Here is a 26,133-nt window from a genome sequence, read left to right on the forward strand (position 1 = left end):
ACCCGCCCGGAGGCGTTGGGTCAGCGGTCGCGGCGGAGGACTGCGACGGTGGCCGCGACCGCTCCGGTGACCGTGCCGATCAGGCGGGAGAGCTCGACGCTGCGCGTCACGTCCCCGGCGTCGGCCGTGCGGCCCTCGCCCATGATCGGGCGCTGCTCGGTGACGTAGCCGTAGATGGTGCGCCCGCCGAGGCGGATCTCCAGGGCACCGGCGAAGGCCGCTTCGATCTGCCCCGCGTTCGGGCTCGGGTGGGCCGCCGCGTCGCGCCGCCAGGTGCGCCAGGCACCGCCACCGGACCCGCCGACGACGGGTGCGCACACCGCGGTGAGCGCGGCGGCGAAGCGCGACGGCAGCAGGTTCAGCAGGTCGTCCAGCCGAGCCGACGCCCACCCGAACTCGCGGTAGCGGGGCGATCGGTGCCCGACCATCGCGTCGAGCGTGTTGGCCGCGCGGTAGGCCATCAGCCCCGGAATCCCGGCGACGGCTCCCCAGACCAGCGGGGCCACGACGGCGTCCGAGGTGTTCTCGGCGATGGACTCGACGGTGGCGCGGGCCAGGCCCTGCCCGTCGAGGACGGCGGCGTCGCGCCCGCAGAGGTTGCCGAGCCGGTCGCGCGCGGCGTCGATCTCACCGGCGTCGAGCAGCCGCGCCATGGCGGTCCCCTCGTCGGCCAGCGACGTGCCGCCCAGCACGGCCCAGGTGACCACCCCGGTCGCGGCGGCCTCCAGCACGGGGCTGCGGCGGGCGGCGCGCTGCACCAGCGCTCCGAGCACGGCGGTGCCGCCGACCAGCGCACCGGTGTAGACGATTCCCGCGGAGCGGCGGTCCTGGTAGAAAACCTTCTCCGCGGCCTGCGCCGCGCGTCCGAACAGCGCGACCGGATGTCCGCGCCGGGGGTCGCCCAACGCCGCGTCCGCCGCCACGCCGAGCAGCAGCCCGACCGCTCGTCCCGCGCTCACCGGCACCTCCAGCACCCGAAGGAAAGAATCTCGACCACCTCGAAAAGCAGCACCGCACGCTACCCCGCGAGCGGCTGTGACCGATCACGGCATCCCAGGTGACCGGCTGTGTCCGGGCGACGGGATATCGTGGCGGACCGTGACGGCCCCTGATCACGAAGCCGATGTGCTGCGCGCCGGTGTCGCGGGAAACGCGACCGACGTGCCGCCACCTGCTGCCGAGACGCCGCTGGACGACGCCCAGCGCCTGCAGCTGTTCGTCTACCTGCAGGCCCCGGAGCACCGCACCTACCTGGCGATCATGCGGCTGTTCACCTCGACGCTGCTGGCGGACCTGTCGGCCGGTGAGGTCGCCGCCGCGCTGGCCGCGGCCGAGCGCGAGGGCCGGGTGGCCGCCGGGGAGTCCGATGTGGACACCGTGATCGACCGGCTCAAGCAGCTCGTCAAGTGGGGCAACCTGGTCGTCGGCCGCCGGGAGACGATCGCCTCCAGCATCGCCGAGTTCCAGCACGGCAGCGTCCGGTACCAGGTCAGCAAGCTCGCCGTCCGCGTCCAGCGGGACGTCGACGCGCTGCTGCGGGTGCCCGAAGGCGCCCGCGAGGTCTCCCGCGAGCTGCTGCCCGCGATCGACCGGGGTCTGGCCGGCATCGGCAAGGCCCTATCGGAGGCGCTGGCCGCCGAGCGCCACGACCCGAGCACCAAACCCGCGCGGCAGGCCCGCGAGCGGCTGGCGGAGCAGGTCACCACGGTGTTCCTGCAGCACGCCGAGCTCGCCGCCACGGTCCGCGACTTCTACGCCTACCTCGGCCAGGTCGTCACCCGCCACCAGCTGGCGCCCGACGAGATCTCCGGTTTCCGGAACCTGCTGGTCGAGTACATCCAGATGGTCGTGGAGGACGTGCTGCGGCACACCGAGACCATCGCCGGTTCGCTGGCCGGGCTCACCGGCGTGCGCGGCGAGCTGCTGCGGCTGCTCGGCCCGGCCGACCAGCTGGGCACCGACGTCGAGCGGGCGCGCGGGCGCACCCCGGCCGACTGGCAGGAGCTGACGGACTGGTTCGTCGACGCCCCCGGCCGCCCCAGCCAGGTCGCCGCGCTGCGCGAGGCGACCGCGCGCGCCATCGGTTCGCTGCTGGCCAGCGTCAAGCGCGCCACCTCCGGCGGCGGCCTGGTTCCCGGCAGGCGCGGGGAGCTGCTGAAGCTGGCCAAGTGGTTCGACCGCGCCGACGAGAGCACCTCGCACCGGCTCTACGCGGCGGCCTTCGGCCTGCACTCCGCGCGGCACCTGCAGCCCGCCCCGGACTACGACTCCGACAACGACAAGGTTCCGTGGCGCGACGGCCCGGTGCAGGACGTGACGGTCAGCGTCCGCAGCCGCGGCGACCGCGGGGCGCGCGGCCGCACCTCGCGGGTGCTCGACGACCCGATGACCGAGGAAACGCTGCTGCAGCAGGCCCGCCAGGCCGATCAGCGGCGCAGCGCGGCGGTGGCCGAGCTCGCCGAGGCGGGTGCCGACGTCGGCGAGCGGACGCTGTCGCCGGACGCGCTGGGCGTGCTGTGCGAGCTGCTGACGCTGGCGATGGCGCAGCGCGACGGCTCCGACGACAAGGGCACGGCGCTGGACCCGGTGCACCGGCTGCGCGTGACCATCCGCCCCGAACCCGGTCAGGACACCCGGATCAGCAGCGCCGCAGGCGAGTTGACGCTGCGCGACACGGTCCTGGAGCTGGCCGGCGACGGCGGACTGCCCGATCCCGAGGCACCTGCCCGAGGAGCCGCCCGATGATCTCGACGTTCGAAGAGCTCCCCGACATCGACGCGGCGAACGTGGTGCGCTGCGCCCGAGTTCTGCTGCGCAGGCCGCTGCTGCGGGCCGACGGCCCGGACGGCGACCTGCTGCCGATGATCTACCGCCAGCGGACCGCGCTGCAGGACGTCTTCTCCGGACTGCTGGGCTACCGGCTGGTGGTGGAGCGCCGATTCGCGCGGTTGTACAAGTCGGGTCCGGGCGAGGACGCCGGGCGCGGCGTGGAGTCGTTGAGCCCGCGCGGTTACGCCTACTTCGCGCTCACCCTGGCCGCGCTGACCGGCATCGGCCGCCAGGTGCTGCTGTCGCGGCTGGTCAGCGACGTGCGCGCGGCGGCGTCCGAGGTCGGCATCGAGATCGCCGACGACCCGGCCGACCGGCGCGCGCTGACCGCTGCGCTGCGGCACCTGGTCGCGCTGGGCGTGATCACCGAGACCGAGGGTTCGGTGACCGCCGAGTCCACCGCCGAGGCGCTGATCACCATCGACACCGACATGCTCGGCCAGCTGGTCGCCGGGCCGCTGGCGGAGGCGAGCGACCCGCAGCAGCTGGTGGAGCTGGCCTCGGCCGCGGGCCCGCGCCGGACCGAGCACGCGGTGCGGCGCAAGCTGATCGAGGACCCGGTGGTGCTCTACGCGGACCTGCCGCCGGATCAGGCGACCTGGCTGCGCGAGCACGTCATCAACGAATCCCGCTTGCTGGAGCGGTTCTTCGGCCTGGTCGGTGAGGCCCGCGCCGAGGGCGTCGTGGTGTGCGATCCGGAGGACTACCTCACCGACCTCGCCTTCCCCGGCCCCGGCACGGTGGCGCGCATCGCGCTGCTGGCCCTGCCGGAGCTGCTGGACCGGGGCGAGCCGGACTCGGCGGGCAGGCATCCGGTGAGCTGGCAGGACTTCGCCGACGTCTGCCAGGACCTGGTCGAGGCGTACCCGTCGGCGTGGTCGCGGGCGGCCACCGAGGACCACCAGGACCTGGTGCGCGCGGTCATCGACCTGCTGGGCAGGCTCGGCCTGCTGCGCGAGTCCGAGGGATCGTGGCTGCTCAGCCCCGCGGCACACCGCTGGCTCCCGCAGCCGGACGCGACGGCGGCCCAGCAAAGGCGGGAAGCCCAGCAGCAACGCGAATCCGAACCACCCGCGCCCGAAGCACCGGGCTGGTCATTGTTCGACGAGATGGAAGAGGCGGCCCGTTGAGCGCACACAACACCGAAGCGGCCGTTGCGGAGACCGCCCACCGGTGGCGACTGCACCGCGGCGGGATCGTCAACATCTGGCAGTACGCCGAGACGACGTTCGACCTCGACGGCGGGCGCGCGATCTTCCAGGGCACCAACGGTTCCGGCAAGTCCCGGACCCTGGAGCTGCTGCTGCCGCTGTGCTTGGACGGCGACCTGCGGCAGCTGGGTTCCAAGGGGTTCGACACGGTCAGCATCCGGCGGCTGATGCTCGACGAGTACCCGGGCGGACCCAACCGCATCGGCTACGCCTGGATCGAGCTGCGCCGCGAAACCCCCGAGGGCGGAGAGGAATTCCTCACCTGCGGGCTCGGCGTGAAGGCGTCGAAGACCTCGCAGTCGATCAGCGACTCGTGGCGGTTCATCACCAGCCGCCGGGTCGGCATCACCCTGCACCTGGTGGGTGCGGACCGGGTTCCGCTGGGCGCCGCCCAGCTGCGGGAGCTGCTGGGCGCGGACTGCGTGCTCGACGACCAGTCGTTCCGCGCGAAGGTCGCGGCCACGGTCTACGGCGTTCCGGCCGCCCGGTACGGCGACCTGCTGCACCTGCAGCGCACGCTGCGCAACCCCGACGTGGGCCTGAAGGTGCTGGAAGGGCAGCTGGAGCAGATCCTGTCCGACGCGCTGCCGCCGCTGGACGCGGGTCTGATCGAGCGGCTGGCGACCTCGTTCGACGACCTGGAGTCGATCCGGGAGAACATCGTCCGGCTCACCGGCGCGGACAAAGCGCTGACGGCGTTCCTGTCGACCTACTCCGGTTACGCGTTCGGCGCGCTGCGCGACCGCGCGGAGGCCATGCGCACCGCACAGCAGAAGCTGGCGTCGCTGCGCAAGGAGCTCGCGAGCCTGGACAAGCAGTTCACCGGCAAGCGCGAGGACCGGGAGACCGCGCAGCGCACCATCGCCGAGCTGGAGCAGCGCGAGAGCGAGCTGGAGTCGAGCATCGACGCGCTGCGCTCCCACCCGGCCTACTCGGAGCTGCAGAACCTGCGCGACCGCGAGAAGCTCGTCGAGAGCTCGCGCGCCGCAGCGGTTTCCGCGCTCGACACGGCGACCCGGCACCGGGCGCAGGAGACGCGGTCGGCGGAGTCGGTCCTGGGCGTGCTGCGCAGGCTCGCGGGTGACGCCGAGGCCGCCGGGCAGGCCGCAACCCGCGCCGGGCAGCAGCTTGGCACCGCGGGACTGGGCGGTGCGGGCGTGCCGCAGCCACCACCGGTTCCGGCCGCCGAGCTGGTCTCCGAGACCGATTCGGTGCGCACCTCACCGGAGCCGGACGCCGAACCGACCGATGTGGACCGCTACCAGCCGCCGCAGCTGGACGCCGACGCGCTGGCGGCCCAGTTCCGCGCCGTGGTGGGAAGTTCTGCGCAGGCCGCCACCGAGGCCCGGGAACGCGCCGCGCTGACGCTCGCGCTGCACCAGCAGGCCCGCGAGCTCGACGCCGAGCAGGCGCAGGTGGCCGAGCTCCAGCGCAACGCCCGGCAGTCGCAGCTGACCTCGACCGAGGCCGCCGGCCGCCGCAACCAGGCGCAGCAGGAGCTCGCCGACGCCGCCGCGGTGTGGGTGGAGCTGGCCCGCAAGTGGGCCACCGAGTGGCCCGCCGCGTCCGAGGAGCCGGCGCCGGAACCGCCGAACGTCGAGGACCTGATCAACGACCGGGCCGCCAGCCGCAAGGCCCGCGAGCAGGCCCGGCAGTGGGCGCGTCCCCAACTGCACGAGGCGCGGCGCGCGGTGTCGGCGGTGGAGCAGGAGATCACCGAGCTGCGCGCCGAGAACCGGATGCGCGAGGGCGAACTCGCCGAGCTGCGCGCCGGCCACGAGCGCCGCCCGGACCTGCCCGCCTGGGCCGAGGCCGAGCGCGATCCGTCGCAGGGCCGGGCGTTCTACGAGCTGGTCGACTTCGCCCCGTCGCTCAGCGACGCCGACCGCGCGGGCCTGGAGGCGGCGTTGCAGTCCAGCGGGCTGCTCAACGCCTGGGTCACCGCCGACGGTCAGGTGCCCGGTCTGGCCGACCTGCTGGCGGCCCCGGCGGCTCCGGTCGATCCGACGACCGGGGGCACGCTCGCGGCGCTGCTCTCCCCCGCCGCCGTGGCGGATTCGCCGGTGCCCCGCGAGCGGGTCGCCGGGCTGCTGGCGACGGTGTCGACCGGTAGTGGAACGGGACTGTCGGTGTCCACCGACGGTTCGTGGAAGGCCGGTGTCCTGAGCGGGACGTGGCGCAAGGACGCCGCCGAGTACGTCGGTGCCGGTGCGCGGGAGGACGCCCGGTCCCGCCGGATCGCCGAGCTGGAGGACGAGCTCGCCCGGTTGCGCGAGGCGATCGGCGAGGCCGAGCGGCGCCAGCGCGAAACCGGTGAGCACGCCGCCGCGTTGGAGCAGCACTTGGAGGTGTTCCCGGACGACGGCGAGCTGCTGACCGCGCAGGCGAAGCTGACCACCGCGATCGAGACCGCGGAGGACGCCGAACGCCAGGTCGTGCAGCTGCGCGAGCAGCACCTGGAGGTCGAGCAGCGCTGGCAGGCCTCGCAGTCCGAGCTGGTCCGCTCGGCCGGTGAGGCCGGGCTGCCCGCCGAGACGCAGGCGCTCGACGCGGCGCACCGGGCGGCCGTGGAGGCGCGTTCGGGCATCGACGCGCTGCGCGAGGCCATCGAGTCGCGCTGCCTGCCGACGCTGGCCGACCTGCGCGAGATCTCGCTGCACCACGACGTCGCCGTGGCCGACCGGATGGAGGCAGAGTCGCAGGCCGAGCGCCGGTGCGCCGAATACGCCGAGCAGGCGGGCGGTCTCACCGAGCTGACCTCGGCGGTCGGCGGTGCGGCGCAGGAAGTCGCCGACAAGGTCAGCGGTTTCGAGCGCGAGCGGGCCGAGCTGCGGGAGAGGCTGCCGCAGGAGCGCGAGCGGATCAGCACCCTGCGCGAGGCCGCGGCCCGGCTGGAAACGCAGATGGAGAACAAGCAAGCGCAGCTGGCCGGACGCGAGCAGGACGCCGAGTCGGCGACCACCGCTTTCCGCCAGGCGCTGGGCATCCCAGGTCTGTGGACGGCGGCCGACGTCGCCGAGGAGGTGCCCGGCGAGCTGGAGGAGGCCGCGGAGCTGCTGGCCGGTTCCGACCGCAAGGGCTCGACGGAATCGACGGTGCTCAACCGGTTGCAGACCCTGCAGCACTCGCTCAGCGGCAACTACGACATCACCGCCTCCGACCAGCACGGCCTGCTCACCGTCACCGTCACCGGCGAGGAGGGCCCGCAACCGGTCGCCGAGGCCGCGCGCCGGGTTTCCGAGCGGCTCGGCGAGCAGCGCGGTTACCTCAACGAGCGCTACCAGTCGATCTTCGCGGACTACCTGATCCGGGACCTGGCGGAGCGGCTGCGCGGGCAGATGACCATCGCCGAGGACCTGTGCAACCGCATGAACGAGGTCCTCGACGGTGCCCGCTCCAGCCAGGGCGTGCACGTCCAGCTGGACTGGCAGCCGTCGGCGGCTCTGGGCGACGACATCAAGCAGGCCATCGACCTGGTGCGCACGCCGTTCGCGAACCGCAGCGATGACCAGGACGCGTTGCTGCGGCGGGTGTTCACCGATCTCATCGAGTCGGAGCGCGACAGCGCCTCCGGCGGCTACGCGGAGATCCTGTCGCGGGCGCTGGACTACCGGTCATGGTTCGCCTTCACGGTGCGGGTGCGCGACACGGGACCGGACAGCAAGCCCCGCGTCCGCCGCCTGCGGCAGCTGTCCTCCGGCGAGACGCGGCTGATCTCGTACGTGACGCTGTTCGCGGCCGCGGCGGCGTTCTACGACGCGGTCAGCGTGGCCTCGGACGGGCGCGGTCCGCTGCGCCTGGTGCTGCTGGACGAGGCGTTCGAGCGGCTCGACGACCCGACGATCGCGCGGATGCTGGGCCTGCTGGTGGATCTGGACATGGACTGGCTGATCACCTGGCCCAGCGGCTGGGGCGTGTCGCCGAAGATCCCGAAGATGCACATCTACGACGTGCTGCGCCCGCGCAGCGGTCACGGCATCGCGACCACGCACACCACCTGGACGGGCACGGACCTGCAGCGTCCGAACGCCTGACCGGGATTTCGATCGGAGGTTTCGCCGTGGCCGGCATGGACGAGGTCCGGGACGCGCTCGACGTCGCGGAGTTGCAGGGCCTGTGGGCGGCTGCGCGGGAGGCGATGTCGGGGTCGAAGCCGACGTTCCGGCTGGAGCTGCCCGACGACGCCACCCGCGCGGCGGTCGGTGAGCTCTACGGGCGCCCGATGTGGGGCGAGGGCACCCGGATCAGCGTGTCCAAACTGGACGAATCGCTGCGGAACCGGTTCGGCGTCGGTCTTTCCCAGGTGATCGAGGCGTTGCACGGTTCGGTCGCGGTGGCCGAGCCCGCGCCGGAGACGGCCGACGAGCTGCTGCCGGTGCTCGACGAGCACGGGCTCGCGGGCGCGTCCTGGGCGGTGCCGTGGTTGCGGTGGATGCGGCAGTACGGGCGGATCGCCGAATCCGAGCTGACCGGCATCACGCACGCCGCCGCCCGAGTGCTGACGGCGATGTCGCTGACCGAACCGCCGCGCTCCTGGACCTCGCGGGCGGCGCTGGCGGGGCGGACCGGCTTCCCGCACTCGCTGGACGACGGGACCGCGCTGAGCAGGGTCGTGCTCAAGGCCGCCGCGCTGGCCCAGGGCATCGAGCCTCCCGGCAACGAACGCGACCGCAGGGCCCTCTGGGAACGCTGCGGCGTCGCTCCCGACGCCGTGTCGTCCACGGTCCTGACCTGGGCGCTGCCGGTCTCCGGCGACGACGCCTGGTCGGCGGGCGTCCGCACCCGCACCGAACTCGGACTGCCGGCGCACCTGACGCACCTGGACCTGGACGTCGCCCCAGCTCGGCTGGTCGCGGACGGCACGGCGATCGCGGTCTGCGAGCACCCCCGCGTCCTGGAGGCGGCCGTCCGGGAGAGCCTGCGCCACCCGGTGATCTGCCTGTCGGGCCTGCCCTCGACGACGGCCCGCGAACTGCTCGACCGGTTGTCCGGCGACGGCGCCGTCCTGCACGTGCACGCCGACTTCGACTGGCCGGGCATCGCCGCCGCCCTCACGGCCCAACGCCACGGCGCCACCCCGTGGCGCATGTCCGGCGACGACTACCGCGCGGCCCTCGACCGAGCGGCCCAGGACCGCACGGACCTCCCGAACCTCATCGGCAGCCCGGTCCCCACCCCGTGGGACCCGCAGCTCGCCGACCTCATGTCCACCACGTCCAGAGCCATCGAGGAGGAGCAGACCCTCCAACCCCTGCTCACCGACCTCCGCAACGGCCTCTGACCCGGCCGATTCGAATTTCGCGCGAAATTCGAACGCCGAAGTTCGGACTCGAATTTCGCGCGAAATTCGAACGCCACCACCCTGACCTGCGCAGACACGCCCGAGCCGACGGGCTTCCCGGTGTCAGAAGCGCCGGTACATGACGTGGAGGCCGACGTAGCCGCGGGTCGGGTGGTGGAAGGCCTCGGGGAGGGTCGTGGCGATCTCCATGCCGAGGGACTTCCACAGCTCGACGGCGCGGGTGTTGGTCTCGACGACGGCGTTGAACTGCATCGCCCGGAACCCGTCCGCCTCAGCCCGCCCCAGGACGTGACGCCCCAGGGCGCGGCCGACACCGCGTCCGCCGGTGTCCGGGTCGACCATGAAGCTCGCGGTCGCCACGTGCGCGCCCGGCCCCTCCCGGTTCGGACCGGAGATCGCCGTTCCCAGCACCCTGCCGTCCTCGACGGCCACGACGGTTCGCCACGGCGGGGCCGGGAACCACCGCTCCCGGGCTCGCTTCTCATCGAGGTCCCGCTCCCACGAGAACGTCTCCCCCGCAACCACGATCCTCCGCATGAACGGCCAGATCGCATCCCAATCAGCCGCTGCGGCCTCCCTGATCTCCATGCGTCCAGCCTCGACGATCCACCGCTCAGGTGCCAACCGTTTTCCGACGCGGCTTCGACGTCCGTTTCGGGTAGTTTCCCGGTATGCCGTTGGTGGTGGAGTTCGCCGCGCAGGAGCCGGAGTGGCTGGCGCGCTGGTGGGCCGAGGTGCTCGGCTGGACCATGGTGGGCGAGACGGAGGTGCGGCCCGACGGACCCGGCGTTCCGCTGCGGTTCGTGCCCGCGTCCGAGCCCAAGAGCAGGCAGAACGACGTGCACCTGGACCTGCGCAGCGAGTCGCACGGTGACCAGACCCACCTCGTGGAACGCCTGTTCAACCACGGCGCGCGGTTCGCCGACATCGGGCAGAGCACCGAGGTCCCGTGGGTGGTGATGGCCGACGTCGAGGGCAACGAGCTGTGCGTCCTGGAACCGCGCAAGGCCTACGCCTTCACCGGCCCGCTGGCCGCGGTGGTCGTGGAGACCACCGACCCCCGCGAGCAGGCCAGGGCGTGGGCCGAGCAGCTCGACTACGACATCATCGCCGAGCACGGCGAGTTCGCGTCCTTGCGCCCGCCCACCGGCGAAGGCCCCTACCTGGAGTTCCTGCACAACGAGGAACCCCACCCCGGCATGCTCCGGCCGCTCTCGCACTGAGCGAGTTGCGCCTCAGGCGGGTTCGATGATCTTGACCCCGTGCAGTCGGCGGATGAAGTCCCGGCCGAAGGCGGTCGAAGGGGTGTGCGCTCCCGGGGCCGGGGAGTCGGCCGCGAGGGCGTTGATCGCGCGGAGCACCGAGTCGGCGGTCATGTCGTAGGTGTCCGGCCCGATCAGGGCGGCCGACACCGAGCGCCCGGCGTCGTCGGTGGCTTCGGCGTAGACCTCGACCCAGCTGTGCGAGCGGGTCCCCTTCCCCGGCCCCTTGACGAAAGCACCGATCGCCGCCTTGCCGACCCGCTGGACCGGAGACGATCCCAGCACCGACTGGCTGACCTTCCCGAGCCCCTCGCCGAGGTCGGGGATCGGCAGCCGCGTGAACGTCGTGATCGTGCCGATGCCGGTGCTGCGGTAGGCGGTCGCCACGTCTCCCCAGGGCAGCGAGGTCACCTGGCGCGGTCCGGACGGGAACGCCACCTCGCGACGCCGCCACGCCAGCGGAACGGTGCGCAGCTCTCCGCCGACGCGGGCGCGTCCGCCGAGCGCGGCGCCTTCCAGGGCGCTCTTGAGCGTGCCGGGGCTGATCCGCCCGCCCGCCTGGAAGGCCAGGTCGAGGCTGGTGGCGCCGGGGAGCTCGGCGGAGACCATGGCGGCGAGGCAGTCGGTGGGCACCACGTCGAACCCGGCACCGGGCAGCAGCACCACACCGGCGTCGCGGGCCTCGGCATCGCGGGCGAAGATCGACTCGAAGACGTCGATCTCCCCGGTGATGTCCAGGTAGTGGGTGCCCGACCGCAGGCACGCCTCGACCATCGGCGCCGAGGTCGCCGAGAACGGCCCGGCGCAGTGCGCGACGACGTCGATGTCGTGCAGCATCTCTGCGACCCGCGCCGGTTCGGAGAGGTCGAAGATCCGCGATTCCAGTCCGCGCGGGGCGGCGAAGGCGGCCACCTTGCCCGGGTCGCGGCCGGCGACCACCGGGCGTTCGCCGCGCTCGACCGCCAGATCGGCCACCAGTCGTCCGGTGAAGCCGTTCGCGCCGTAGATCATCCAGGTCATCGCGGGTCCTCTCGCCGTGCTCACCCCGCTAACGAACACCGCAGCGCGGAGTCACGGGTTGCCCGGCGTATCGCCGATCACCCGTTCAGCTCGATGAGCGAGTCGATGATCAGCCAGCCCCCGAAGAGGACGAACAGAGCGGTGGCGCCGTAGCGGACGGCCTTCTCCGGCAGGTGGCGTCCGAGCAGCAGCCCGACGCCGATCGCCAGCGCGTCGGCCAGCACCATCCCGATCGTCGAGCCGATCCAGGTGCCGAGCCAGTCGTGGTGGGTGGCGAGGGTCACGGTCGCGAGCATCGTCTTGTCGCCGAGCTCGGCGAGGAAGAACGCCAGCGTCACGACCATCACCGCGGAGCCGAACCGTCGGTTGGCCTTGCGCTCGTCGTCCTCGGTGAGGTGGTCGCCGCGCAGCGTCCAGGCCGCGAAGAACAGGAAGGCGATACCGGCGATCAGCGCGATCCACTCGGTCGGCAGCAGTTCGCCGAGACCGAATCCGAGCGCCACCGAAATGGCGTGCACGGCAGTGGTGGCGACGGTGATGCCGAGCAGCACCTGCCACCACCGATATCGGGTGGCGAACGTCATCGCCATCAATTGCGACTTGTCACCGAGTTCTGCCACGAAAATGGCAGCCGAGCTCAAGGCAACACTTCCGAGCATGGTGGGACACACCTTCCAGCAATTCCGAAGGTCTCGCCCACCTCGAACGCAAGGCTCGCGACCGGGTGCGATAACGGCGCACCATCATGTCGACCGCGAATTCGCGGACTACTCCCCTTCAACCGAGAATGACCTTACCGAAAAGATCGGAATCGTAAAAGCTCGGGGCGCGGAGGAACTTCTATTTCCATTTCACCAAACGCGCTTTTCGGCATCCCGCAAAGTCGAATGCGCCGGAGCGATGAGAGCGGGGTCACCGCCGGAGTCCGGAACAACACCGCGACCCGGCCCGTTGAACCCGTTGGTCGATGCGTTCCGTGTCCCCGGGCCTCATCAACCGCCTTCGCGGAATACCGTCCGGCTGGAGCCGCGTCGCGCCTATCGCCGAGAGGCGACCGGCGCATCGACCCCTACCAATGCGAGGCCGTCGCTCCTTCTCCTCGGAGCGACGGCCTCGTCTGGTTCCTGCCACGCCCGGAGGTCAGAACGGCTGCTCGTCCGGTTGGCAGAGCTCGCCCGGCTGCGGGACGCGCAGGTTGATCAGGTAGTCGGCGGCGCGGCTGTCGGCGCAGGAGCTGTCGCCGAGGATGCAGTGCCCGAAGGCGTCGACGCTGACCAATCGCGCGTTGCCCAATTCCTTCTCCATCCGACGGGAGAACTCGTACCGCGTCGCCGGGTCGTAGAAGTTGCCGAACAGCAGCACCGGGTTGGCCGCCCGGTTCTCCCACGGATCGCGGTGCACGTCGGGGCTGGTCGGCGGCCACTGCGAGCAGCCGGCGAGATCGCTGAACGCCTGGGTGCGGCCGAAGGTCGGCGACTCGGCCTCCCACTGCGCGGCGATGGTCGGAACCCGCTCCGGCGCCTTCGGGATCGGCTTGTCGGTGCAGTTGACCGCGAAGTACGAGTCGTCGACGTACGACCCCTCGGCGTCGCCGCCGTCGAAGCGGTGCTTGCCGGAGGGCAGGTGCAGCACCCGCAGCAGGTCGGGGATCAGCCCGGCCTTGGGATGCAGCTGCAGGTGCAGGGCCTGCAGATCGCTGGCCAGCTGCCGGAACTGCTCCGGGTCGTACAGCGCGCTGCTGACGCCGTCGGTGAACTGGTCCAGGGTGATCTTCGAGCCGTCGGGCATGGTGATCGGACCCCGCCGCAGGACCTCGCGGATCTCGTCGAACTTCGCCCGCACGTCGCCTTCGCCGAACGCGCACTTGCTCGCCTCGGCGGCGCAGCGCTGGAGGAAACCGTCCAGCGCGAGCTCGAAACCGCCCGCCCGCTCCCGGTCGTACTGCACGCCGTCAGCGGTGCGCAGCGCCGGATCGACGTTGCCGTCGAGCACGATCGCGCGGCTGCGCTCCGGGAACGTGGCGACGTAGGTCGCGCCGAGCAGCGTTCCGTAGGAGAAGCCGACGAAGTTGAGCTGCTCGTCGCCGACTCCGGCGCGCATCAGGTCCAGGTCTCGAGCGACGTCGGCGGTGCTCATGTGCCGCTGCAGCTCGCCCGCGTTCTTCGCGCAGGCGTCGCCGTAATCGCCGTAGGCGTCCATGGTGCTGCTGATCTGCTCGCCGGTGACCGGCACCGACGACATGCGGCCCAGCACCTCCTCCGCCTGCTCGGCGTTGCTGAAGCAGCGCATCCTGGTGCTGCGGTCGATGCCGCGCGAGTCGAACCCGATGATGTCGAAGCGCTTCAGCACGGCCGGGTCGAAGCGGTCCACGGCGCCGACCGGCATGTCGAACCCGGCACCGCCGGGGCCACCGGGGTTGAGGAACAACGAGCCGATTCGTCCGGTTTGCTCGGTCGCGGCCCGGCGCATCATCGCGATGTCGACGGTTCCCCCGCTGGGATCGGCGTGATCGACCGGGACCGGGTACTTCGCACAGCTGAACAGATGCCGTTCGGTGATCGGAACTTCTTCGAGCGCGGCCCGATCGCACGGCCCCCAGGACACCGGTGACGCCTGCGCCACCGACGTGCCCGCGACCACGGCGGTCCCCGTGACCAGCGCACTCGCCGCGACGGCCAGCGCTCTGCGTAATCGCACGCGTCGCTTCGCCACGCGCACCCTCCTCTTCTCAGTTGCTTGATCTTTCGCAGATCAAACAATGGAGAAGACGATCTTCGACACCGCAGAACGCACGAATCCTGTTTCGCGACAACACGGTTTGATAACCGTCCCAGTAGCCTCTTTCGGGTACCGATCGAGCCGAGGTGGTTTCAAATCCCCGATCCGCCCCTAGGATCACGCCGCGTGATGCCTCCGTTGAAAGCTGTTGCAGAGGGCCACCGGCGGCTGCTCGGCCTCACCGCCATGCTCACCGATGAGCAGGTGGCCGCCCCCTCACTCCTGCCGGGTTGGTCCCGCGGGCACGTGCTGGCACATCTGACCGACAACGCCCGGGCCTTCGCGCGGGTCTGCTCGCTGGCGCTGAACGGCGAACTCGTCGACGCCTACGAAGGCGGGCAGGCCGAGCGCGACGCCATCATCGAAGGGCTGTCGGGCGGGAACGCCTTCTCCCACCACGACGGCCTGAACCGCCACATCGGCGTGCTGGAAGCCGTGTGGTCGCACGCCTCCCCCGCCGACTGGGAGCGCCCGGTGCGCTTCCGCAACGGCGAGCTGTCCGAGATCGTGCTGATGCGCTGGCGCGAGGTGTGGATCCACCTGGTGGACCTGGACCTGGGCGTGGGACCGCAGGAGTGGACCGAGGAGTTCTGCCACCACACCATCGAATTCCTGCTGCCCCGCCTGCCGGAGGGTGTCGCGCTGCGGCAGACCGACGGCCCGCGCCGCTGGTCCGCCGCCGGTGAGATCAGCGCGGTGGCCGACACCGAGATCACCGGCAGGGCGCAGGATTTGGCCGCGTGGCTGGCCGGGCGGCCCGCCCAGCGACTGCCCACCGGCGACCTGCCCGACCTCGGCCCGTGGCCACGGCCCCCAGCCCCAGCCGACCGATCCCGACTCGCCGCCGGTTAGTCCCTGCTCAAGAATGCGGCGGAGCCGCTGTTCCAGGTGTGGGACTCAGCCGGCACCGCCGCAGGTCCTGAGCGGTTTCGTGGCGGTGCGCCGTGACGCCGTTGGCATGCATCAGGAGCGGCGCACGGAGACCAAGAAGCCGCTCAGGTTCTGCTACCCACACCGCCAAGCAAAACAATTCCTAGTCGAGGCCGGAGAACAGATCGGTCTCCCAGTCGAAGGGACCTTCGCCCGGTCCCCGCTCACCTCGGACCAGGAGGTAGTGCTCGCGTCCGAATTCGGGGTCGTTGACCATCTTCGCGAAGAAGCCGTCGTCGTCGATGTTGACCTGGCTGCGGTAGGTGCGCAGGGCCGCGAGCTTGTTGGCGTGGAACTCGCGACCGTCGATCTGCGTGGTCAGGTCTTCGTCGGGGACGGTGCTCGGCTCGAAGGCGGCGACCGCGTCCTCGGACAGCAGGCCCTCCTCGACGGCGCGCTTGAGCAGCGAGCGCGGCATCGCCGTCCAGTACACCTTGGGAACGTCCCACGCCTCGCCGAGGTCCGGTTCGTAGTCCGGGTCGGCGGCGGGGCCGAGGGCGCCCATGAGCGCCTTGTGCGCGGCGATGTGGTCGGGGTGGCCGTAGCCGCCGTTCTGGTCGTAGGTGACGGCCACCTGCGGGCGCTCGGCGCGCAGGACCGCGACCATCGCGCGGGTCACCTCCGCCGGGTCGGCGGTGGCGAAAGCACCCGCGGCGTTGTTGGACTCCTCCCCGGCCATGCCGCTGTCGTGGAAGCGGCCGGGTCCGCCCAACCAGTGCTGGCGGATGTCGCCGAGCTCGACCAGGGCGCGCTCGATCTCGCCGCGCCGGTACTCCCCGAGCGCCTGGGGGTTGTCGCGCAGGTGCGCGAGGTCGTCGTCGATGACCTCACCCAGTTCTCCGCTGGTGCAGGTCACGAGGCTGACGGTGGCGCCTTCGGCGCTGTAGCGGGCCATGGTGGCGCCGGTCCCGGTGGCCTCGTCATCGGGATGGGCGTGAACCAGCAGCAAACGGCGATCGCTCATGTAATCCGAGAGTAGCGACTGACACCGACAGGGGCGGGCGATGTGGCGTTCGTCGCGCGCTCACGGAGCCTTCGGCACGAGCACGACCCACACCTGGCCGGGCGCGAACCGCATCGGCTCGCCCGCCTCGGTGGTGAACGACGTGCCCGCTTCCGGCGCCGGTCGGTTCCAGTGCGCGTTGAACTTCAGCCCGTCGCGCAGCACCACGGCTCGCCCGCCGCCAACGGTCTCGGCGAACGGCGAGACGTTGCCCGACACGTCCTGGAACGGCGAGCTGAACACCGGGACCTCTTGCAGCACAACGGTGCTCGCGGCACCGCGGCCGCTGTCGGTGGTGACGTAGGGCCGCCCGTCCATCGACACCAGCCAGCGCCCGCCGTCCCAGTCGAACCCGACGCGCGCGAAGCGGTAGGCGATCTCCTCGTGCCCGGTGGGCACCCCGCCGGCCGTCGGAGCTGGCCCGAACACCAGCGGCGAGGCAGGTGACCACCCGGCACCGGGCGGCAGCCGGTCGGTCCGGGCGAACAGGTTGTGCGGAGCCACGCCCGAACCCCGGTAGAACGCACCGGGAATCGTCTGCTGCGAGGCGTTGTTGACCGAGGAACGCCCGATCTCGGGCAGCAGTTCCGGCGCGGCGCCGGAGAAGGCGAGCGTGGGTCGGCCGAACTGGGGAAGCAGGCGCAGATCGGTCTGCCGGGCGCTGCGCACCGGACCGACCACGGGCGGCGTGCGCGAGGCGAAGATGCCGATCAAGCGGCTGATCCCGGCCTCGACCGGTTCGACGTAGATCACGTCGGCGGCACCGGTCCCGGTGTGCGGGCGCGCCTGCGGGGCGTTGTCGATCTTGACCGCGAGCACCGGAGGTCCGGGCGGCGGTGGCGGTGGAGGCGGCGGTTCAGGTGCGGGTTGCGGCACCGGGTCGATGATCGGCAACGACACGGTCTCGGTCGGCTGCAGCGCCAGTCCCGCGACGACCAGCAGACCTGCCGACACCAGGGTGCCGATCACGCGCAAAACCCACATCGCCCCTCCACCGCGTAGCCTCACCCGGCCGGCGGAGGAGAACAAGCGGCCGAACGGCCCAGCTTCAGGACTGCTGGCGCACGATCTCCTCGATGGCGGCGGTGATCCGGGTTTCCGACGTCCGCTTGTCGACGCCGAAGCCGGAGAGGATGCCGTCGCCGTCCTCGTGCTCCAGCAGCGCGAGCAGGATGTGCTCGGTGCCGATGTAGTTGTGGCCGAGCCGGAGGGCTTCGCGGAGGGTCAGCTCCAGGACCTTCTTGGCGGAGGCGTCGAAGGGGATCAGCGCGGGCGTGGTCTCGACGCCGTCGGGAAGCGCGGCCGCGGCGGCCTCGCGGACCGCGTCGAGGTCGGCGCCCTGGGACTGGATCACCTTGGCGGCCACGGCTTCCGGCTCGCCGAGCAGGCCGAGGACCAGGTGCTCCACCCGGATCTCGTCGTTGCGGGCCTTGTGGGCGGCTTCCTGCGAGAGCACGACGACGTTGCGCGCGCGTGGGGTGAACTTGCTGAAACCGGCGCCGGAATCGAGGCCGGGATCGTCAGAGCCCTTGGCCACGAAGCGCTTCTGCGCGGCCTGCTTCGACACTCCCATGCTGTGCCCGATGTCGGTCCAGGACGCCCCGGATCGGCGGGCCTGGTCGACGAAGTGGCCGATGAGGTGGTCGGCGAGCTCGCCGAGGTGGTCCGCGACGATCACCGCCCCTTCCAGCTGGGAGAGAGCGTCGTCGTTGGCCTTCTTGATCCCCTCGATGAGGTCGTCCAGCCGGATGGTTCCCGGGATCTGCTTCTTGTCCGTCATGTGTCAACCATAGGTTGACATTCGTCGTTCGTCAACCGCAGGTTGACGAAATCGACGGAGTGGACCGCCCGGCGGTAGCGTCGGAGCGACGGAGGTGAGCGCGGATGTCCGAGGAAGAGGACTCGGAATGCCGAGGGTGCAGCGGCACGGGCAACATCAAGGTGGCCCGGCGATTCCTCGCGCTCGACACCGGCGAGGTGTCCACGGTGATGGCCTTGGGGCGCTGCCCCTACTGCCGGGAAACCCCGGGCCGACAGCGGGGCGGCGGGCCGCCCGTGTGAGGATCAACCCCATGTCGGACGAGGGTGGCGACGACGCCGGTATCGAGGCCAACGGGCCCAACGCCCTGTGCTTCACCTGCGGCGGCCTCAAGAAGATCAGCGATCCGCGCCTGTACATGATCCAGGCGACCGAGGAGATGCAGACCGGCATGACCATGGCCGAGTGGCGCACCTGCCCCCAGTGCACGGGCAAGGGCTACATCCGAGGCATCGAACCCCCTGCCTGAGCGGCGAATCCACCCTTTCCGGGAAACCGCCGCGCATGTCGGCGCAGAAGGTGAACGGGCCGGATCGGAGGTTGGGGGGATCACTCCGTCCGGCCCGCTCAATCCCCACTGGGGGATTCACGAGCCGGGACCCCGGGGGAACAGGGTCCCGCCTCGTTTCCGCTGACCGGGGGTCCGACTGGGGGTTCGGTCCGCGCCCGGTCAGGGCGGGCCGCGCAGTGGAGCGGGTGCGGCCCGCTTCTCGCTCCCCACGCCAGCGGCGCACGACGAGGAGCGGAGGTCTGGGGAAGGCAGGGTCGTGCACCGGTCCGCCGCTTCCGGGCGCGGCGAACCGCGGTCGGCAGTTCGTGATGACGGCGGGAGCGGCGTTGCGCACCTGTCCGGGTGGCCGGCTTCCCGCGGAACGCTCCCAACGACACCGCGGAAGCTTCAACCAGTATGTCGGACGTGGCGCGGAGTTGTTAGCGGTGACAGCGGATAGTCGCGTCACACGTCATGCCCGCCGCACCCGCGCAACACCTCTCCGTCATCGCGCGAACACCTGTCGTTCGCCTACCGATGCAGCGCGGGCACCCGGCGAACCCGGGTGCCCGCAGCGCGAAAGCGCTTGTCAGAGACCGCAGTCCGGCGCCGACCAGGTGTCGGCTCCACCGGCGACGTGCACGTGGTCGTCGTGGCCGGGGTAGCCCGGTCCGAGGATCTCCCCGAAGCCGTGGTCGCGGGCCTGCAGCGCCAACGCGCAGAAGCCCTGCGATCCGGCGCCGAGGTCGGCGGCGTCGCCGTAGAGGTGGCGGCTGTTCGGGGCGCCGCCGACGGAGTCGTTGCAGGAAACGCTGCGGAAGCCGCCGTTCACCTGGATCGCCGCGTCGCCCATCGCGTGCCGCATGGCCTGCAGCTTCCACATGGTCACCAACGCGTTGGCCTTGGCCTCGTCGGCCGAGAGCTTGCCGCCGGACCAGTCGGAGTTGCAGGTGTTGAGCTCGGAGTAGTCGAAGTTGACCGGCGAGCAGTCGTCGTCCTGCAGCTCGTAGATCTTGGCGAAGGTCGACTCGCCGGCGACGCCGTCCGCGGGCAGGCCGTAGGCCTGCTGGAACCGGACGACGGCGTCCTTGGTGCCGGGACCGAAAACGCCGTCGATGGCGAGGCTTCCGCCGCTGCCGGGGTAACCGGCCACCCTGATCTGCAGGTTGCGCACGTCGTCACCGGAGGCGCCCTCGCTCAGGGTCTTGCTCCAGGAGTAGCAGCCGTCGGCGGTCGGCGCGGGAGCGGCCGGGGACGAGACCGCCACGGGCGCGACGAAGGATGCGACGGCACCGGCCACGAGGGCTGCGGTCGCACCGGCTAATCGGGTCTTCATGCGGGACACCTCTCGCTGCAAAGGATCATCTGCAGCTGCGGATACTCCCGGAAGAGACCTGCGAACTCGCCGTTCTGTCAGGAATTCACCACAAAAGCCACGCTCCGGTCGAATCCCGCCGTCCAGACGGCCGATCCGCCGCGGCACCGGCGGCCCATGCCCCACCCCGCAGCAACCCCTAGCGCGGGGCGCCGCTTCAGGTCGTCAGGGGACGCACGGTGAGGATCTGCTCCGCGTGACCCACCGGGCCGTGGACGTCGTGCAGATCGGTGCTGGTCAGGCCCTGACCGCTGGATCCGAAGGTGACCCGGGTGTCGAGACCGGTCCAGCCGCCCTCGGGCTGGCGGTGGAGGTGGATGGTCAGGTCGACGTTGGGGAACATCCACTTGGTGGGTTCCTGGCGCACGGCGATGCCGTTGGCGGTGTCGATCAGCGCGACGAACGAGGCGAGCGGGCTGACCTCCTCGCCCTCGACGAGGGCGTGACCGGTGGTCACCCACGCGGTGGTGCGCCCGGGCTGCGGGCGGCCGACGACGCGGGTGTGCAGCGACTCGATGAAACCGCCGGACCACACCGAACCCATCGCCCACGGCTCCAACTGCTCCGGCGGGGTCAGCGCGTCCGGCGCGCCCCCGGCGACGACGTCGGTGTCCACGGCCGCCAGCAGCCAGGCGCGGGCCCGCACGACGGCCCGCCCGCCGATGACCACGGTGGCCTCGGTGAGCTCGATGGTCTTGCCCGGCCGGACGGTCTCGACGTGGACGTCGAACTCCTCCAGCGCGATCTTGCCGAGGATGTCGAAGCTGATCCGGCTCATCAGCAGCTCCGGACGCCCCTCAGCCGCCCGGGCCTGCTCGATGGCGTGCACGATGAGGCCGCCGAGAGGGCTGAAGTGCTGCTCATCGGTCCGCCAAGCCCCACCCACGTGAGCGGTCGGCTTGTACCGGCCCTCCCCGGTGCGCTCGAAGTACCCGGACCTGTCCCCAACCGTCTCGACCAACGAACTGCGCTCCCCCGTTCAGCGGAATGTGCCGCCCCAGGATATGGGCCCACAGCACCCGCAAAACCCAAACAGGACCGGAATCACGACCCGGGTGACGTGCTGCTCAGCCTGACTTCGTCCACGTGAGCGCGTACCGGAACAGTGGAAGCCGCCTCCATCGCACACCGGGTAGCGAATCCGCCGCGGTGTGGCGCACCTGTTCGTAGGTGTGGGGAAATCGCGTCACGGTAGTAGCGGTGTGCTGCCAGAACCCGCGCGTTCGCGACAGGACCTGGTGCTGCAGAACGCCGACTGCGTCGATCAGGTGGTCGCCAATGCCCGACGACCGGGCGCATCCGATCACCACGACGACGCCACCCGGCTTCGCCAGGTCCGCGAACCGGGTGAGCGCTTCGCTCAGCTCGGGCAAGTGGTGCACCGTTGCGATCGCGGCAACGAGGTCGTAGTGCGCGAGCTCCAGCGAATGGGTCATGACATCGCCGTGCACCCACCGGACGTCCGCACCGGATGCGCGCGCCCTGTCGAGGACATCGGAATCCGAATCGATGGCGACCACTTCGGGCACCTTCTCGCGCAATTCGCCCGCTAGCAGCCCATCTCCGGTCCCCACGTCCAACGCTGTCCGCGCACCCGATGGCAAGGACTCGAGAACCAACCGATGGTAGTTGGTGTTGTGGTTCCACCGATGTTTCAGCACGTCAGGACTGTTTCACGCTCGTAGCCGAGGGCTCGGCGGAAGCCGCTGTGGAGCGCGGCCTCCGCCGAGCGGCTGCCGCTACTTGATGGCGTAGCCCAGCGTGTAGTGGGCTCCGTCGCGGGTGAACTCGACCGAGCCGCTGCCGCTCTTCAGGCTGTGCCTGCCCAGCAGGTCGTCGCCGTCGACGTCGTCCTCTTCCCACAGCTCCACGGTGACGGACCCCGAGAAGGAGCGGTTGACGTCGGTGATCTCGATGTCGAACTCCTCGCACACCCGCTCCGGGCCCCACACGACGTCCCCGTCGAGCTTGAGGTACGGGTGGTCGCACCCGACGTTGTCCTCGTTGTTGATGGCCTTGAGCCTGGTCAGCTTGATCTTCGGCATGTTCTTCTCCCCAGTGGTGCTCGCCGGCCCGGTTCGGCGCGGCGGTGTTGATCATCCGCGACGAGGACGTCCGCACGCGGGGAGATCGATCAGCCGCCACCCGAACGGCCGATCACCGGAGCGCGGCCTCGCCCCCGACGGGTGCAGGCCAGCGGCGGGCGATCGCCCCGCCGGACCTCCGGGGCGGGCGCCAGGCGGCGGTTTCGGCCCGAACCGGCCATGATCGAGACCCGTTGCGCCCGGTCAGTTCGGACCAGAACCGCCCGTTGCCTCACCTCTCCCCGACCAGGACGCGGATCGTCTCCCTCGCCTCGTCGAAGGCGTCCGTCATCCCGCCGACGGTGAGGTTGACCATGGCCCCCTCGTAGACCATGTGGACCCGGGCCCCGAGGTTTTCCGCGTCCGGAACCCCGGATTCGGCGAGCAGGGCGACGAACTTCGCGCGGGCTCGGCGCTTGCCCTCGCGCAGCACTTCGCGGCCAGGGTGGTCGCTCTCGCCGAGCTCGGCGTGGGCGTTGACGAACGCGCAGCCCCGCCTGCTGCCCGCCCACCACGCCTCCTCGGCGTCGAGCACGGCCAGCACCTTGTCGAGCCCCGATTCGGGGTGGTGAGCGCGCATCCACTCGCCGAGGAACTCCTCCCAGCGCTGCTCGCGACGCTTGAGGTAGGCCGCGACCAGGGCGTCCTTCGAGCCGAAGCGGTCGTAGAGGGTCTTCTTGGTGGTGCCCGCCTCCTCGGCGATCAGGTCGACCCCGACCGCTCCGATGCCTCGCTCGTAGAACAGCACCCCGGCGACTTCGAGGATCTTCCTCCCCGCGGGTGTGTCCGGATTCGCCGTCCTCGCCATCGTCACTCCCCCGTCTGAGAACAGGACACTGCGAGTATACCGACCGGTATGGTTACTTGGCGACATGCGAGCACTGCTTCCGATCGCCTTCGTCGTCTTCTGGAGTTCCGGTTTCGTCGGCGCGGGCATGGCGGCCGACACCGGCGCCTCCGCCAACACCAGCCTGTTCTGGCGCTACGCGGTGACGGCCGCGATCTTGCTGGTCATCGCTGTGGCGAGACGCCGCCGGTACGGCCGCGCGTTCCTGGTCCGGGAGATCGTGCTCGGGGTGCTCGGCCAGGCCGTCTACCTCTCCGGTGTCTTCCACGGCGCGTCGCTCGGCGTTCCGGCCGGCACCAGCGCGCTGATCGCCTCGCTGCAACCGGTGCTCGTCGCGGTGATCAGCAGCAGAGCCGCGCACGAATCCCTCGGAGCGCGAAGAGTTCTCGGTCTCGCCGCCGGGGTCACCGGTGTCGGGCTGGTGGTCGTGGCCGACATCGGCGCGGGAGGGGGCCTGCTCGGCGTTCTCGCGGTCGTCGCGGGCATGGTCGCCCTGACCGCCGCGACGCTGCTCGGCGACCGACGACCCCGCCCCAGCGGCTACGACCTGCTCGACTCGCTGACCGTGCAGTCCGCCGCCGCCTTGGCGGGCTTCGGCCTCGTCGCCGCCGCGGGAGGCGGATTCGTCCCGCCCGCCGCACCGGAGTTCTGGACCGCCGTCGCCTTCCTGGTCGTGCTCCCCTTCGTCGGCGGATACGGCTGCTACCTGCTGGTCCTGGACCGCTCGGGGTCGCTCGCCGTCAGCGCCCTGCTGTTCCTGACCCCGGCGGTCGCCGCGACCTGGAGCGCCCTCGCCCTCGATCAGGCCTTCCAGCTCACCACGATCCCCGGCTTCCTCCTGGCCCTGATCGGAGTCCTCGCCCTCCGCAGGAACGATGACCGCGGCGCGCCGGGCCGGACCAAAGCCTCTGGTCGTCCGGTGGGTGCGGGCACATGCTTCGTCCATGACGGAACTCCTGCCGAGCGCGGTGTCGAGCGAGCGGGCGTCCGGGCCGCTGGAGCGGTTCCGGACGTCGGCCGAACGACGGGCGTCGGGCCGGGTCCTCGACATCGGCGCGAGCCACCCCGATGATCTGCCCTCGTACGCGCACCTCTGCCACCTGGCGCTCGTCGGAGCCGGCGAGGTCCGAGCCTCCGAACTCCCGTTGCAGGCGGAGAAGGTGGACGCCGCACCGGAAGACCTGCCGTTCCCGGACAGGGCTTTCGACGTGGTGGTCTGCCGCTTCGCGCTCACCCGCGCGAAGCGTCCGGCCCTCGCGGTGCGGGAGATCGCCAGGGTGCTCCGCTCGACCGGCCAACTGCTGTTCCTGGACACCGCCCCCACCACGCGGCTCGACGTCGACGCCCTGATGCACCTCCGGCACGGCGGCCTCATCACGCACGACGTCGACTGGTCCTGGCTTCGCTCGAAACCGCCGCTGGTGCAGGGCGTCGCGATGCACCCCGCTCCGCAGTACGTGCGCGAGATCGCGTGGCTGCGCGGAGCGACATGAGGAGGGAACCACGATGACGAGGAAAGTAGCGGACTGCCGCAAGACGCCCAGTGACATCAACTGCTCGCTGACCATCATCGGCGAGGAGGACGAGGTGGTCCGCGCGGCCGTCGAGCACGCGGTGTCCGCGCACGAGCACGAGGACACCCCCGAGCTGCGCGAGCAGGTGCGCGGCATGATCGAGGACGAGGACCGGTCGACCCGGGGCGGCATGCAGTTCGTCCAGCTGATCGAGTTCAAGACCCGCCGGCGCGAGGAGTTGAGCCGGCTTCTGGACGAGTGGGAGGTCCGCACCGGCGGCAAGCGCACGGCGACCCGGGCGGTGCTCGCCGAGGACCACGAACAACCGGATCTGTACTACGAGCTGGTCGAATTCCCCTCCTACGACGAGGCGATCCGCAATTCGCACCTGCCCGAGACCGAGGAGCTCTCGGAGCGCATGCGCGACCTCTGCGAGGGCGAACCGACGTTCCACAACCTCGACGTCGTCCGCGCCGAAGCACTCTGAGCAGACCGAACGCGCCTGGCATCCACATCGGATGCCAGGCGTTTCCATCGGTGTCAGCACCCGTCCGAGCTGATCACCGGGAGATCAAAACTCGTGGCTGCCGCAGTGATCTCATCGCTTGGTGAGGCCGCCGTCGACGGCGTACTGGCTGGCGGTGACGTAGGTCGCGTCGTCGGAGAGCAGGAACAGGGCGACGGCTGCGGCCTCCTCCGGTGTCCCGACGCGGGCGAGCGGCACGCGGCCGATGACATCGCGCTCGAAGCTCTCTCGCACGTCCTCACGCATGAAATCGCGGAACCGCGTGTCGATCGCGCCGGGGACGAGGACGTTGACGCGGATGCCGCGGGCAGCCAGCGCCGATGCCCAGCCGCGGGCCATGGCCACCAGCGCGCCTTTCGTGGCCGCGTAGACGCTGGCCATCCCGGAGCCTTCGTAGGTGGAGGTCGACGAGGTGACCACCACGGATGCGCCGTCGTTGAGGTGCCCGGACAGCCTGGCCAGCTGCAGGACGGGGCCGCGCACGTTGGCGTTCATCATCCGGTCGAAGAACGCGGCGTCGATCTCGTCGACCTCGGCGACCGCGGCGTAGCCGGCGTCGAGCCAGAGCCCGTCGAGCCCACCGCGATCGGCGACCGCCGACGCGAGCGCGTCCGCGGCGTCGGGGTCACCCGCGTCGTTCGCCAGCACTTCGGCCTCGGGCACGGCCTCGCGCGCCTGGGCGAGTCGTTGCGGGTGAGTACCGGTCAAGATCACCCGGCCGTTCTCGGCCGCGATGCGCTTCGCCCCGGCGAGCCCGATCCCGCTGGTGCCTCCGGTGATCAGAACGTTCTTGCCGTCGCGCACGTCGGAGTCCTCGTCGCTCGCGGCGAGCATCTGCGCGAACGCCCGATACGTGTTCGCGCCGAAGACCATCCGCTGCTCTCCCTCGTGCAGGGTGCGCCGGTGATCGAGTAGTTCGGGTCCCTGCTTGCCCCAGTAACCCGTCCAGTCGCCTCCGGCGGCGCCGAATCCGTCGAGGCTGGAGAAGACGTCGAACGTGCCGACCCCGACTGCACCCCTGAGAGCCTGTTCCTGAACTTGATCTTGGGTGGTGGGTGGGTGCGGGCATGAGAAGGGACTCCTGGTAGATCGGTTGATGCCTAGTCATCCGCTCTACCGAGGAGTCCCGAGGTGTCATCGTGC

General features: G+C 71.0%; 25 protein-coding genes. 11 read left to right on the plus strand and 14 right to left on the minus strand.

From position 1 onward, the window contains the following. Positions 1–20: 20 nt before the first annotated feature. A complete protein-coding gene (locus E1181_RS20200; protein WP_132677085.1) occupies positions 21–959 on the minus strand; it encodes a cobalamin biosynthesis protein in 939 nt (312 codons plus the stop codon). 139 nt (positions 960–1,098) lie between these two features. Between E1181_RS20200 and E1181_RS20205 the strand changes: the two genes are divergently transcribed. The 4 genes from E1181_RS20205 to E1181_RS20220 are packed head-to-tail and all read left to right on the plus strand — an operon-like array spanning position 1,099 to position 9,321. After that, complete coding sequence (locus tag E1181_RS20205; RefSeq protein WP_132677087.1) at positions 1,099–2,745, plus strand: TIGR02677 family protein; 1,647 nt, start codon at positions 1,099–1,101, stop codon at positions 2,743–2,745. Continuing rightward, the gene (locus E1181_RS20210) at positions 2,742–3,959 is read left to right on the plus strand and encodes a TIGR02678 family protein (RefSeq protein WP_132677089.1); all 1,218 of its coding nucleotides are present in this window, start codon (positions 2,742–2,744) and stop codon (positions 3,957–3,959) included. Before E1181_RS20205 ends, E1181_RS20210 begins: the two co-directional genes overlap by 4 nt. Continuing rightward, complete coding sequence (locus E1181_RS20215) at positions 3,956–8,074, plus strand: TIGR02680 family protein (protein ID WP_132677091.1); 4,119 nt, start codon at positions 3,956–3,958, stop codon at positions 8,072–8,074. Before E1181_RS20210 ends, E1181_RS20215 begins: the two co-directional genes overlap by 4 nt. 35 nt (positions 8,075–8,109) lie before the next feature. Next, entirely contained in the window at positions 8,110–9,321 is a 1,212-nt protein-coding gene (locus tag E1181_RS20220; protein ID WP_132677127.1) for a DUF2399 domain-containing protein, read from the plus strand. Positions 9,322–9,444: 123 nt separating this feature from the next. Here the strand turns inward: E1181_RS20220 and E1181_RS20225 are convergent, their stop codons facing one another. Next, positions 9,445–9,930 carry a GNAT family N-acetyltransferase gene (locus E1181_RS20225; RefSeq protein WP_132677093.1) on the minus strand — a complete coding sequence of 162 codons (486 nt, stop codon included), beginning with the start codon at positions 9,928–9,930 and terminating at the stop codon, positions 9,445–9,447. A gap of 83 nt (positions 9,931–10,013) precedes the next feature. On the opposite strand from E1181_RS20225, the gene E1181_RS20230 reads away from it, so the two are divergent. Next, positions 10,014–10,565, plus strand: a complete 552-nt coding sequence (locus E1181_RS20230; protein ID WP_132677095.1) for a VOC family protein — start codon at positions 10,014–10,016, stop codon at positions 10,563–10,565. A 12-nt stretch (positions 10,566–10,577) separates the two neighbouring features. Here E1181_RS20230 and E1181_RS20235 read toward each other — a convergent pair whose 3' ends face one another. The 3 genes from E1181_RS20235 to E1181_RS20245 form a co-directional block, all read right to left on the minus strand. Next, entirely contained in the window at positions 10,578–11,624 is a 1,047-nt protein-coding gene (locus tag E1181_RS20235; protein ID WP_132677097.1) for a saccharopine dehydrogenase family protein, read from the minus strand. Between the two features lie 77 nt (positions 11,625–11,701). Next, positions 11,702–12,283, minus strand: a complete 582-nt coding sequence (locus E1181_RS20240; protein ID WP_132677099.1) for a TMEM165/GDT1 family protein — start codon at positions 12,281–12,283, stop codon at positions 11,702–11,704. 481 nt (positions 12,284–12,764) lie between these two features. Beyond that, positions 12,765–14,336: an alpha/beta hydrolase gene (locus E1181_RS20245; RefSeq protein WP_235876898.1), complete on the minus strand. Its 1,572-nt coding sequence runs from the start codon at positions 14,334–14,336 to the stop codon at positions 12,765–12,767. A 195-nt stretch (positions 14,337–14,531) separates the two neighbouring features. Between E1181_RS20245 and E1181_RS20250 the strand changes: the two genes are divergently transcribed. Continuing rightward, positions 14,532–15,254, plus strand: a complete 723-nt coding sequence (locus tag E1181_RS20250) for a maleylpyruvate isomerase family mycothiol-dependent enzyme (protein WP_132677101.1) — start codon at positions 14,532–14,534, stop codon at positions 15,252–15,254. Between the two features lie 181 nt (positions 15,255–15,435). Here the strand turns inward: E1181_RS20250 and mshB are convergent, their stop codons facing one another. The 3 genes from mshB to E1181_RS20265 form a co-directional block, all read right to left on the minus strand. After that, positions 15,436–16,278, minus strand: coding sequence for an N-acetyl-1-D-myo-inositol-2-amino-2-deoxy-alpha-D-glucopyranoside deacetylase (mshB, locus tag E1181_RS20255; protein WP_132677131.1), 843 nt, complete (start codon positions 16,276–16,278; stop codon positions 15,436–15,438). A gap of 78 nt (positions 16,279–16,356) precedes the next feature. Beyond that, positions 16,357–17,319 (minus strand): DUF3048 domain-containing protein, encoded by a 963-nt coding sequence (locus E1181_RS20260; RefSeq protein ID WP_132677103.1) that lies wholly within the window; start codon positions 17,317–17,319, stop codon positions 16,357–16,359. 64 nt (positions 17,320–17,383) lie between these two features. Next, positions 17,384–18,115, minus strand: a complete 732-nt coding sequence (locus E1181_RS20265) for a Clp protease N-terminal domain-containing protein (protein WP_132677105.1) — start codon at positions 18,113–18,115, stop codon at positions 17,384–17,386. 104 nt (positions 18,116–18,219) lie between these two features. On the opposite strand from E1181_RS20265, the gene E1181_RS31505 reads away from it, so the two are divergent. Both E1181_RS31505 and E1181_RS20270 read left to right on the plus strand, forming a co-directional pair. Continuing rightward, positions 18,220–18,396: a hypothetical protein gene (locus E1181_RS31505; protein WP_165943724.1), complete on the plus strand. Its 177-nt coding sequence runs from the start codon at positions 18,220–18,222 to the stop codon at positions 18,394–18,396. Between the two features lie 11 nt (positions 18,397–18,407). Further along, positions 18,408–18,623, plus strand: a complete 216-nt coding sequence (locus tag E1181_RS20270) for a hypothetical protein (protein ID WP_132626080.1) — start codon at positions 18,408–18,410, stop codon at positions 18,621–18,623. A 610-nt stretch (positions 18,624–19,233) separates the two neighbouring features. Here E1181_RS20270 and E1181_RS20275 read toward each other — a convergent pair. The 5 genes from E1181_RS20275 to E1181_RS20295 all read right to left on the minus strand — a co-directional run bounded on the left by E1181_RS20275 (position 19,234) and on the right by E1181_RS20295 (position 22,911). Then, positions 19,234–19,980, minus strand: coding sequence for a D-Ala-D-Ala carboxypeptidase family metallohydrolase (locus tag E1181_RS20275; RefSeq protein ID WP_132677107.1), 747 nt, complete (start codon positions 19,978–19,980; stop codon positions 19,234–19,236). Between the two features lie 196 nt (positions 19,981–20,176). After that, positions 20,177–20,980, minus strand: a complete 804-nt coding sequence (locus E1181_RS20280) for a thioesterase family protein (protein ID WP_132677109.1) — start codon at positions 20,978–20,980, stop codon at positions 20,177–20,179. A gap of 106 nt (positions 20,981–21,086) precedes the next feature. Further along, complete coding sequence (locus E1181_RS20285; RefSeq protein ID WP_132677111.1) at positions 21,087–21,680, minus strand: class I SAM-dependent methyltransferase; 594 nt, start codon at positions 21,678–21,680, stop codon at positions 21,087–21,089. A gap of 78 nt (positions 21,681–21,758) precedes the next feature. Then, on the minus strand, positions 21,759–22,064 hold the full coding sequence (locus E1181_RS20290) for a hypothetical protein (protein ID WP_132677113.1): 306 nt from the start codon (positions 22,062–22,064) through the stop codon (positions 21,759–21,761). A gap of 271 nt (positions 22,065–22,335) precedes the next feature. After that, positions 22,336–22,911 carry a TetR/AcrR family transcriptional regulator gene (locus E1181_RS20295; RefSeq protein WP_132677115.1) on the minus strand — a complete coding sequence of 192 codons (576 nt, stop codon included), beginning with the start codon at positions 22,909–22,911 and terminating at the stop codon, positions 22,336–22,338. A 64-nt stretch (positions 22,912–22,975) separates the two neighbouring features. Here E1181_RS20295 and E1181_RS20300 point away from each other — a divergent pair, with 64 nt between their 5' ends. Genes E1181_RS20300 through E1181_RS20310 form a run of 3 tightly spaced genes read left to right on the plus strand, consistent with a single transcriptional unit; the run spans position 22,976 to position 24,951 of the window. Next, the gene (locus E1181_RS20300; protein WP_132677117.1) at positions 22,976–24,022 is read left to right on the plus strand and encodes a DMT family transporter; all 1,047 of its coding nucleotides are present in this window, start codon (positions 22,976–22,978) and stop codon (positions 24,020–24,022) included. Continuing rightward, positions 23,919–24,443 carry a class I SAM-dependent methyltransferase gene (locus E1181_RS32215; protein WP_235876904.1) on the plus strand — a complete coding sequence of 175 codons (525 nt, stop codon included), beginning with the start codon at positions 23,919–23,921 and terminating at the stop codon, positions 24,441–24,443. The genes E1181_RS20300 and E1181_RS32215 overlap by 104 nt, the downstream gene beginning before the upstream one ends. A gap of 13 nt (positions 24,444–24,456) precedes the next feature. Continuing rightward, on the plus strand, positions 24,457–24,951 hold the full coding sequence (locus tag E1181_RS20310; RefSeq protein WP_132677121.1) for a DUF1059 domain-containing protein: 495 nt from the start codon (positions 24,457–24,459) through the stop codon (positions 24,949–24,951). A 111-nt stretch (positions 24,952–25,062) separates the two neighbouring features. Here E1181_RS20310 and E1181_RS32220 read toward each other — a convergent pair whose 3' ends face one another. Continuing rightward, entirely contained in the window at positions 25,063–25,863 is an 801-nt protein-coding gene (locus E1181_RS32220) for an SDR family oxidoreductase (protein ID WP_235876899.1), read from the minus strand. Positions 25,864–26,133 lie beyond the last annotated feature (270 nt).

The sequence above is a fragment of the Saccharopolyspora terrae genome (assembly GCF_004348435.1).
Lineage (GTDB): Bacteria > Actinomycetota > Actinomycetes > Mycobacteriales > Pseudonocardiaceae > Saccharopolyspora > Saccharopolyspora endophytica.

Coding starts and splice junctions, on each gene's coding strand:
- E1181_RS32220 (WP_235876899.1), bottom strand. CDS start 25,863: ATGGTCTTCGGCGCGAACACGTATCGGGCGTTCGCGCAGATGCTCGCC.
- E1181_RS20235 (WP_132677097.1), bottom strand. CDS start 11,624: ATGACCTGGATGATCTACGGCGCGAACGGCTTCACCGGACGACTGGTG.
- E1181_RS20300 (WP_132677117.1), top strand. CDS start 22,976: ATGCGAGCACTGCTTCCGATCGCCTTCGTCGTCTTCTGGAGTTCCGGT.
- E1181_RS20230 (WP_132677095.1), top strand. CDS start 10,014: ATGCCGTTGGTGGTGGAGTTCGCCGCGCAGGAGCCGGAGTGGCTGGCG.
- E1181_RS20270 (WP_132626080.1), top strand. CDS start 18,408: ATGTCGGACGAGGGTGGCGACGACGCCGGTATCGAGGCCAACGGGCCC.
- E1181_RS20220 (WP_132677127.1), top strand. CDS start 8,110: ATGGACGAGGTCCGGGACGCGCTCGACGTCGCGGAGTTGCAGGGCCTG.
- E1181_RS31505 (WP_165943724.1), top strand. CDS start 18,220: ATGTCCGAGGAAGAGGACTCGGAATGCCGAGGGTGCAGCGGCACGGGC.
- E1181_RS20260 (WP_132677103.1), bottom strand. CDS start 17,319: ATGTGGGTTTTGCGCGTGATCGGCACCCTGGTGTCGGCAGGTCTGCTG.
- E1181_RS20310 (WP_132677121.1), top strand. CDS start 24,457: ATGACGAGGAAAGTAGCGGACTGCCGCAAGACGCCCAGTGACATCAAC.
- E1181_RS20240 (WP_132677099.1), bottom strand. CDS start 12,283: ATGCTCGGAAGTGTTGCCTTGAGCTCGGCTGCCATTTTCGTGGCAGAA.
- E1181_RS20225 (WP_132677093.1), bottom strand. CDS start 9,930: ATGGAGATCAGGGAGGCCGCAGCGGCTGATTGGGATGCGATCTGGCCG.
- E1181_RS20265 (WP_132677105.1), bottom strand. CDS start 18,115: ATGACGGACAAGAAGCAGATCCCGGGAACCATCCGGCTGGACGACCTC.
- E1181_RS20210 (WP_132677089.1), top strand. CDS start 2,742: ATGATCTCGACGTTCGAAGAGCTCCCCGACATCGACGCGGCGAACGTG.
- E1181_RS20250 (WP_132677101.1), top strand. CDS start 14,532: ATGCCTCCGTTGAAAGCTGTTGCAGAGGGCCACCGGCGGCTGCTCGGC.
- E1181_RS20290 (WP_132677113.1), bottom strand. CDS start 22,064: ATGCCGAAGATCAAGCTGACCAGGCTCAAGGCCATCAACAACGAGGAC.
- E1181_RS20295 (WP_132677115.1), bottom strand. CDS start 22,911: ATGGCGAGGACGGCGAATCCGGACACACCCGCGGGGAGGAAGATCCTC.
- E1181_RS20275 (WP_132677107.1), bottom strand. CDS start 19,980: ATGAAGACCCGATTAGCCGGTGCGACCGCAGCCCTCGTGGCCGGTGCC.